We start from the raw sequence: 7777 nt of genomic DNA, 5'->3' as shown, positions 1-7777 counted from the left end.
CTTTTTGGGGGTGGGGCTTTGTGGGGATTGGCTTTGTAGGGCTTTGTTGGGCTTTATCCTACTTAGAACACAAACGTTCTGATGAAGTAGTAGCTGATGATACCGGCGAGATAGCCCACGAAAGCGATCCATGTGATCTTCTTCATGTACCATCCGAAGGTGATCTTCTCCAGACCCATAACCACTACTCCGGCTGCGCTACCTACGATGAGCATCGAGCCGCCCACGCCGGCACAGTAAGCCAGCAACTGCCAGAAGATGCCGTCAACCGCCATGTCGCCGGTAGCGGCAACGGGATACATGCCCATGCAGCCTGCCACGAGCGGAACATTGTCCACGATGCTCGACAGAACGCCGATGATACCGGTCACGAGATAGTGGTTGCCGTCGAATACTGTGTTCAGTCCTTCGCCCAGGGCTGCCAGGACGCCAACCTCAGAGAGGCAGGCTACAGCCATGAGGATGCCGAGGAAGAAGAGGATGGTGGACATATCGACACGCGAAAGCAGGTTGCTCACGCGCTTCTGTGTGCCCTCGTCGTCGTGTCCGCGGTGCAAGTGGCGGTAGAACACTTCGGTAGTGGTCCACAATACGCCGAGCACGAGCAGTATGCCGACGAACGGAGGCAGATGGGTGATGCTCTTGAATATAGGCACAAACATCAGTCCGCCTACACCGATGACGAACACTGCCTTGCGCTGTGTGTCGGTGAAGTCGCCTACTGACTCGCCGGCACCGGTCTTCATCTGCGGCATTTGCAGTTCGCCTTTAAGATGATATTGCAGTATGAATGCAGGTATGACCATAGATATGAGCGACGGAACGATAATCTCCATGATAACTCCGGCTGCCGTAATCAGACCCTTGTTCCACAGCATGATAGTGGTGACGTCGCCGATGGGCGAGAATGCGCCGCCCGAATTGGCTGCTATAATCACAAGCGAGGCGTATATCAGACGGTCTTGCTTGTCTGCCACGAGCTTGCGCAGAATCATTATCATCACAATACTTGTAGTCAGGTTGTCGAGAATGGCCGAAAGAATGAACGTCATGAACGCTATGCGCCACAGCAATGCGCGCTTCGAGTGGGTCTTCATCACTCCGCGCACCCAGTTGAAGCCGCCGTTCTGGTCGACAATCTCAACGATTGTCATGGCACCCATAAGGAAGAACAGCGTAGTCGAGGTGTCGCCGAGGTGCTCCTGGATGATGGTGGTCACCTTCTCGGCCATTCCGGCTATGCCGCCCGTGTATTCCGTGTGCATGAGTGTGAGATACTGCAGCGGATCAAACATATAGAGCGTCCAGCACACAACGAACATAAGCAGCGCGACGGCTGCCTTGTTCACTTTAGTCAGACTTTCGGTGGCGATGCAGGCGTATCCCAGTACGAAGGCGACGACAATAGCGAGAGTTAAAGTTGTCATAGATTTTTGTTGTCTTTGTTTTTTGTATTTTTGTTATTCTGGTTAATGGCGTGCCGGCAGAAATTGCTCTGCTTACACGCCGTTACAAAATTATACAAAAAACCTCAAACAAAAGTATTTGTACTATAATATTCATGTGATTTTTATATGACTTTGCTTTCACTTTGCAAATGTAGCCCTTTTAGCATGCAAAAGGACCCCTTTTGGTCGGCAAAAGGAGTCCTTTTAGTGAGCAAAACGAGTCCTTTTGAAGGGCAAAAGGAGTCCTTTTGAAAAACAATAGGAGGAGGGTATGTCAAAAGTCTAAGCAGTACGCCCCGAAGGGGCAGATGCACATAGCCCAGGGCAACGCCCTGAGGTAAAAAGCCACCAAAAACAATGCGCCCTGTAAGGGCAAAAGCGTTAATTATCAATGCTTTTGCCCTTACAGGGCGTTTTGCTGTTTTCAATCCGTACACCCAAGGCGCTGCCTCGGACTATGTGCTTATTGGGCTTTCAGCCCGTATGGTTGAGTTTTGACATACCCTGCTGAGCGAGCTAAAGAACACTTTAGAGCGGATACTCGTCGAATGCGTACAGCACTGTCGACAGATAGCGTTCGCCCGTGTCGGCCAGTAGTGTCACGATGCGCTTGCCGCGGTTTTCGGGTCGCAGAGCCAGTTGTGTGGCACCGAATACGGCAGCTCCCGAACTGATGCCGACGAGCAGTCCCTCCTCAGCTGCGAGCTGTCGGCCGGTGCGAATGGCGTCGTCGTTACTCACGGTGAGCACCTCGTCCACTATGTCGGCATTGTATGTCTTGGGCACGAAGCCTGCTCCTATGCCCTGAATCTTGTGCGGTCCGCTGTTGCCTCCGCTCAGTACGGGCGACGATGCCGGCTCTACAGCCACTATTTTGACATTGGGATTATGCTCCTTCAGTCGTCTGCCGATGCCCGACAGCGTTCCGCCGGTGCCCACACCAGCCACGAATATGTCCACATTGCCTTCAGTCTGCTCCCATATCTCCACCCCCGTAGTGTTGTAGTGAGCCTGCGGGTTGGCTGGGTTTACAAACTGCTGCAGGATGATGCTGCCCGGAGTAGCGTCGCGCAGTTCTTCGGCAGCCTGTATGGCACCCGCCATTCCTTGCTTGCCCGGCGTGAGTTTTACGGTAGCGCCGTAAGCTTTCACAAGGTTACGGCGCTCCACACTCATAGTTTCGGGCATTGTCAGAATGAGCTTGTATCCCTTCACGGCCGACACCAGTGCCAGTCCGACACCGGTATTGCCGCTTGTAGGTTCTATGATTGTGGCTCCGGGCTTGAGCAGTCCTTTCCGTTCGGCATCCTCGATCATGGCCAGAGCCACGCGGTCCTTGACGCTTCCGCCCGGATTGAAATATTCCACTTTGGCTAATATTGCCGTTTCAATGCCGCGTTTGGCCGAGTAGGTGCCAAGTTCGAGCAGCGGTGTCTTGCCGATAAGGTCGGTCAGCTTTTTTGCAATCATAGTTCTTCTCTGTTTTAATTTGTTGTTGTCGTTAGCTTTTTATGTTGCATCATACGCCTGCCTAAATCGCGTCGAACGCCTGCTGCAGGTCGTCGATGATGTCGTCGATGTGCTCGGTGCCGATGCTCAGACGTATTGTCGAGGGTGTGATGTGCTGCTGCGCCAGTTCCTCGGGCGACATCTGCGAGTGGGTGGTTGTAGCCGGGTGTATGGCGAGGCTCTTTACGTCAGCCACGTTGGCAAGCAACGAGAATATCTTGAGGTGGTCGATGAATCGCCATGCGGCTTCCTGGCCGCCCTTGATTTCGAATGTGAATATCGAACCGCCACCGTTGGGGAAGTACTTCTCGTACAGCTCGTGGTCGGGATGAGTGGGCAGCGACGGATGGTTCACCTTCTCCACCTTGGGGTTCTCAGCCAGATACTTCACCACCTTGAGCGCGTTCTCTACGTGACGCTCTACGCGCAGCGACAGAGTTTCGAGTCCCTGCAGCAGTATCCATGCGTTGAACGGCGAGATGGTGGCACCGGTGTCGCGCAGTATGACGGCGCGGATGCGTGTCACGAAGGCAGCCTTGCCTGCAACGTCGGCAAATATCGCACCGTGATAGCTTGGGTCGGGCTTGGCGAGTGTGGGATATTTGTCGGCATTGGCTTTCCAGTCGAATGTGCCGCCGTCTACGATTACGCCTCCCAGACTCGAACCGTGGCCGCCTATGAACTTAGTGGCTGAGTGCACTACGACGTCGGCTCCATGCTCGATCGGACGTATTATATAAGGTGTGCCGAATGTGTTGTCTACGATGAAGGGTATGTTGTGGCGGTGGGCTACGGCTGCCACTGCCTCAAGATTGGTCACGTCTGAGTTGGGATTGCCGAATGTCTCGGCATAAACCACCTTGGTGTTGGGCTGAATGGCAGCCTCCAGCGCTTCAAGGTCGTTGACGTTGACGATGGTGTTGCTGATGCCCTGTGTGGTCAGCGTGTGTGTGATGAGATTGAACGAACCTCCGTACAGATTGTCGGCGGCTACGATATGGTCGCCCATTTGCAGTATGTTCTGCAGAGCGTAGGTCACGGCTGCGGCTCCTGATGCCACTGCCAGTCCTGCCACACCGCCCTCAAGGGCAGCCACGCGGTCTTCGAATACACCCTGTGTGGAGTTGGTCAGTCGGCCGTAGATGTTGCCGGCGTCGCGCAGTCCGAATCGGTCGGCAGCGTGCTGCGAGTTGCGGAATACGTACGATGTGGTCTGGTAGATAGGCACGGCACGTGCGTCGGTAGCTGGATCCGGATTTTCCTGTCCTACGTGCAATTGGAGTGTTTCGAAGTGAAGTTTCTTGTTGCTCATGGTGTTTGCCCTTTCTTTTTTATAAATGTGTTTTACTTTATGAAGATTCTGAAGCAAGTCTGTGTCGGCTTCTTGTTTTCATGGTTGCAAAGTTAGGGCAAATATGTGTGCCATACAATAGCACAAATAGGTTATATGGCATACCACAATTGTGGTATATTGGCTGGTTTTGTATAAATATGTAAGTTTAAGGCATAAAAAAGCAACAAAAACAACATTTTCCGCACGCTTGCTGTGCAGGGCAATGTTGTTTTTGTTGCTATGTGTTATTGTTGTATTACTGTGCTTACGCCAGCTATTTTATTTTCTGTTCGGGCACCATCTGTCGTGTGGTGAGCACCTGGCGTTTTGATATTACGCCGTCGGCATACTCCTTAGGCGACATTCCGCGGTTGTTCTTGAAGCAGCGGTTGAAGTAAGGCACATCGTTGAATCCTACCATGTAGCACACCTCTGTCACATTGAAAGAGCCCTGGCGCAGCAGGCTGCATGCACGGTCGACGCGCAGTTTGTTGAGGTATGTTATGTAGGTCTGGCCCGTAGCCTTCTTGAAGAAGGTGCAGAACGACGAGCGGTTCATGCCTACGTGCTCGGCTATCATGTCGATAGTGATGGTGCGTGCGAAGTTCTTCTGCGAGAAATCCTTTATCTTGTTGATGCGCTCCGATGTGCGGTCGGCCTCGGGAGTGCGTCCCACTACTACGGCGTCGCGCTCGCGTTTTGATATGAGCAGGAGCAGACGGAACATGTAGGGCAGCAGCTCTGTGCGCTCCTCGTGTGCCATCTTGCGCAGCATGTCGGCTATCAAGGCAGTGGTGTTGGGGTCGAACGAGAGTACCGACGATATCGATTTGAGCTGGTCGAGACGCTCGGTGAGTTCGGGAAACGCGCTTGTGCAGCGGTCGATAAACTCAGTTCGGAATGTGATGGTGTAGTGTCCGATGAGTCCCTCGCCGTCGGTGTGGTCGTAGTCGAACTTCCAGCAGTGGGGTATATGTGGCGGAATGAATGCAAGGTCGCCTTCGGTGAAATCCGTAACGGTATCGCCCAGTATGCGTTTGCCTTTGCCGTAAGTTACATACGTCAGTTCCCATGTGTCCTGCTTGTGCAGTGGAAGCTGTTCGGCAGGCTTCATTCTTTTGTAGTCGAAGTTATACAAGTCCATATTTTATTTTGATATTATTTTCAGGTTTTTTAATGCCGGACGGTGCCGGGTTATTGTCTAATACTGGATTTAGGGATGTACTTTATAGTGCAAATTTACGATTATTAATCGTGAATTATTCGGTTTTAACATTTAATATACATCCTTTTCAACATATTTTATGTAAGACAAATGCTGTTTGTGACGTTTTGTAAACTATATATTGCAATTTGTTTGCTCTTAGCCTATTCTGTTCTGTCACTTTGCCCAATCCTTTTGTAGTGCTGTTCGGCGGCGAATAACACCCCATTTTTATTCTGCTGCTTTCTGTGTGTTGATGTCGTGGCGCGATTTCGACTTTATCACAAGCCATACTCCGCTGAAAACCAGTGCCACGGCGAGTGCCTGCTTCCATGTGAACACGCACATTCCGGCTGCCAGACTCACCGATACAGCCACCACGGGCTGCATATAATTGTATATACTCACTACAGTTGGGCGCAGAGTCTTCTGTGCTGTCTGCATGAGCAGATAGGCTATGAATGTGCCGAAGAACACTACGAATGCCGTGCCTGCCCACGCTCCGGGCGTGACGAGACTCCAGTCGGTGTGCGCAGCGTGCGGAAGCATAAACGGGGCGAGCAATACTGTTGCCCAGGTGAACATCCATTTGCTCACGGTGATGGGCGAATAGTGGCGCAGAACATTCCGGTAGAGCGCCAGGTAGAGTGCAAACGACAGCTGGGCGGAGATACACAGCAGGTCGCCGCGTATGTCGCCGATGCGCGAATCGTGTGCCGCTGCGCTCGACATTATCAGTATCAGAGCGCCCGAGCAGCCTATGCCCACGCCAAGGGCTTTCTTTCCGGTGATGGGTTCCTTAAGTATAAGCGCCGAGAGTATCATGGCGAAGATGGGCAGCGACGTTGTCACGATGCTGGCATTTGAAGGAGTGGTGATGCTAAGTCCGATGGTGAAGCAGCACTGGTTGCCCACCAGTCCCAGCAGTCCGGCTCCGCTCATCGCCAATACGTCGCGCCAGGGCATGTGTTCGTGCTTGCACAGCAGCGAAGTGAGCCAGAACAGCAATGCACCTCCAGCCGCTCGCATAAAAACAAGGTTTATGTTGTCCATGCCGTGTTGCATCGCGTCCTTGCCGATGGGCGACATCAGTCCCCACATGACGCATGCCATGAGTATGCATAAGTGTGCTATCAGAGGTCGTTTGTTGTCCGTTTTGAATGTCATTTTTTGCCTTTTCTGTTATCCCTTTTACCAAATACGGGTGCAAAGGTATAAAAATATCGTTTTATGTGAATACAATGTATCAATTTATTTCATATATTTGTAAAACGAATACACACCTTAAATATATATGTAAATGAAATACGCCGAATACATTAAACAGATAGAGATCGACTCGTTGTGGAGCGGCAAGCGCCACGTAGTGTGGAATCTCGACCGCCAGGTGAATATCCTCAGCGGCATAAACGGTGTGGGCAAGAGCACTATATTGAATAAGGTGGTGAAGGGATTGGCTGCCGGTGGCGAGTTTCCGAGCCACATGCTCAAGGGCGTCAGGCTCAAGGTGCAGCCCGACGATGCCAAGTGGATACGCTACGACGTTATCCGTTCGTTCGACCGACCGCTTTGGAATCTCGACGCAGTCAACAAGCTCAACACCTCGTTGAGCGATCTTGCCACCGAACTCGACATGCAATTATTCTTCCTTCAGCGCAAATATCTCGACTATCAGGTCAACATCGGCAACCGCATCATCGCGTGTCTGCAAGACGGACGTCCCGATGCTGCACTCGAAGCGCAGCGCATCTCGGCTCCGAAGAAGACGTTTCAGGACCTCATCGACGACCTCTTTTCGGAGACGGGCAAGACCATTATACGCACCGAAAACGAAATACGGTTCTCGCAAATTGGCGAGATTCTGAGTCCGTATCAGCTCTCGAGCGGCGAGAAGCAGATGCTCGTAATCCTGCTTACGGTGCTCGTCGAGGACCAGTTGCCCTACGTCCTGTTTATGGACGAGCCCGAAGTGAGTCTGCATGTCGACTGGCAGCAGCGGCTCATCGACCTTATCCTCACGCTCAATCCTAACGTCCAGATAATCTTGACCACACATTCGCCAGCCGTGATAATGAACGGATGGGCCGACAGAGTTACCGAAGTGAGCGACATTACAGACTGAGAGCCGCCATGTCGGAATTAGGAATTTTGAATTTTGAATTTTGAGTTGTTCTCGGCTACGCCTGCGATTTTGAATTGATGATTTATGAATTGTCAATTCAAAATTGAATAATTCAAAATCGGCTTTGCCGATAATTCAAAATTCAAAACTCCAAATTCAAA

At 51.7% G+C, this 7777-nt stretch carries 7 protein-coding genes; 2 read left to right on the top strand and 5 right to left on the bottom strand.

The window, feature by feature from the left end:
• Nucleotides 1–62 precede the first annotated feature (62 nt).
• Nucleotides 63–1427 carry a sodium:proton antiporter NhaD gene (nhaD, locus tag I6E49_RS10990; protein ID WP_235402324.1) on the bottom strand — a complete coding sequence of 455 codons (1365 nt, stop codon included), beginning with the start codon at nucleotides 1425–1427 and terminating at the stop codon, nucleotides 63–65.
• 378 nt (nucleotides 1428–1805) lie between these two features.
• Here nhaD and I6E49_RS10985 point away from each other — a divergent pair, with 378 nt between their 5' ends.
• The gene (locus tag I6E49_RS10985) at nucleotides 1806–1946 is read left to right on the top strand and encodes a hypothetical protein (protein WP_235402323.1); all 141 of its coding nucleotides are present in this window, start codon (nucleotides 1806–1808) and stop codon (nucleotides 1944–1946) included.
• A 30-nt stretch (nucleotides 1947–1976) separates the two neighbouring features.
• Here the strand turns inward: I6E49_RS10985 and cysK are convergent, their stop codons facing one another.
• The 4 genes from cysK to I6E49_RS10965 form a co-directional block, all read right to left on the bottom strand.
• A complete protein-coding gene (gene cysK / locus I6E49_RS10980) occupies nucleotides 1977–2918 on the bottom strand; it encodes a cysteine synthase A (protein ID WP_235402322.1) in 942 nt (313 codons plus the stop codon).
• Between the two features lie 61 nt (nucleotides 2919–2979).
• The gene (locus tag I6E49_RS10975) at nucleotides 2980–4269 is read right to left on the bottom strand and encodes an O-acetylhomoserine aminocarboxypropyltransferase/cysteine synthase family protein (protein ID WP_235402321.1); all 1290 of its coding nucleotides are present in this window, start codon (nucleotides 4267–4269) and stop codon (nucleotides 2980–2982) included.
• A 295-nt stretch (nucleotides 4270–4564) separates the two neighbouring features.
• Nucleotides 4565–5434, bottom strand: a complete 870-nt coding sequence (locus tag I6E49_RS10970) for an AraC family transcriptional regulator (protein WP_235402320.1) — start codon at nucleotides 5432–5434, stop codon at nucleotides 4565–4567.
• Between the two features lie 291 nt (nucleotides 5435–5725).
• Complete coding sequence (locus I6E49_RS10965; RefSeq protein WP_235402319.1) at nucleotides 5726–6661, bottom strand: DMT family transporter; 936 nt, start codon at nucleotides 6659–6661, stop codon at nucleotides 5726–5728.
• 133 nt (nucleotides 6662–6794) lie between these two features.
• Here I6E49_RS10965 and I6E49_RS10960 point away from each other — a divergent pair, with 133 nt between their 5' ends.
• Entirely contained in the window at nucleotides 6795–7616 is an 822-nt protein-coding gene (locus tag I6E49_RS10960) for an AAA family ATPase (protein WP_235402317.1), read from the top strand.
• Nucleotides 7617–7777: the final 161 nt, after the last annotated feature.

This window comes from Leyella stercorea (genome assembly GCF_021531655.1).
Note: the sequence above shows the minus strand (reverse complement) of the source record. Positions and strands in the feature narration are given on the sequence as shown.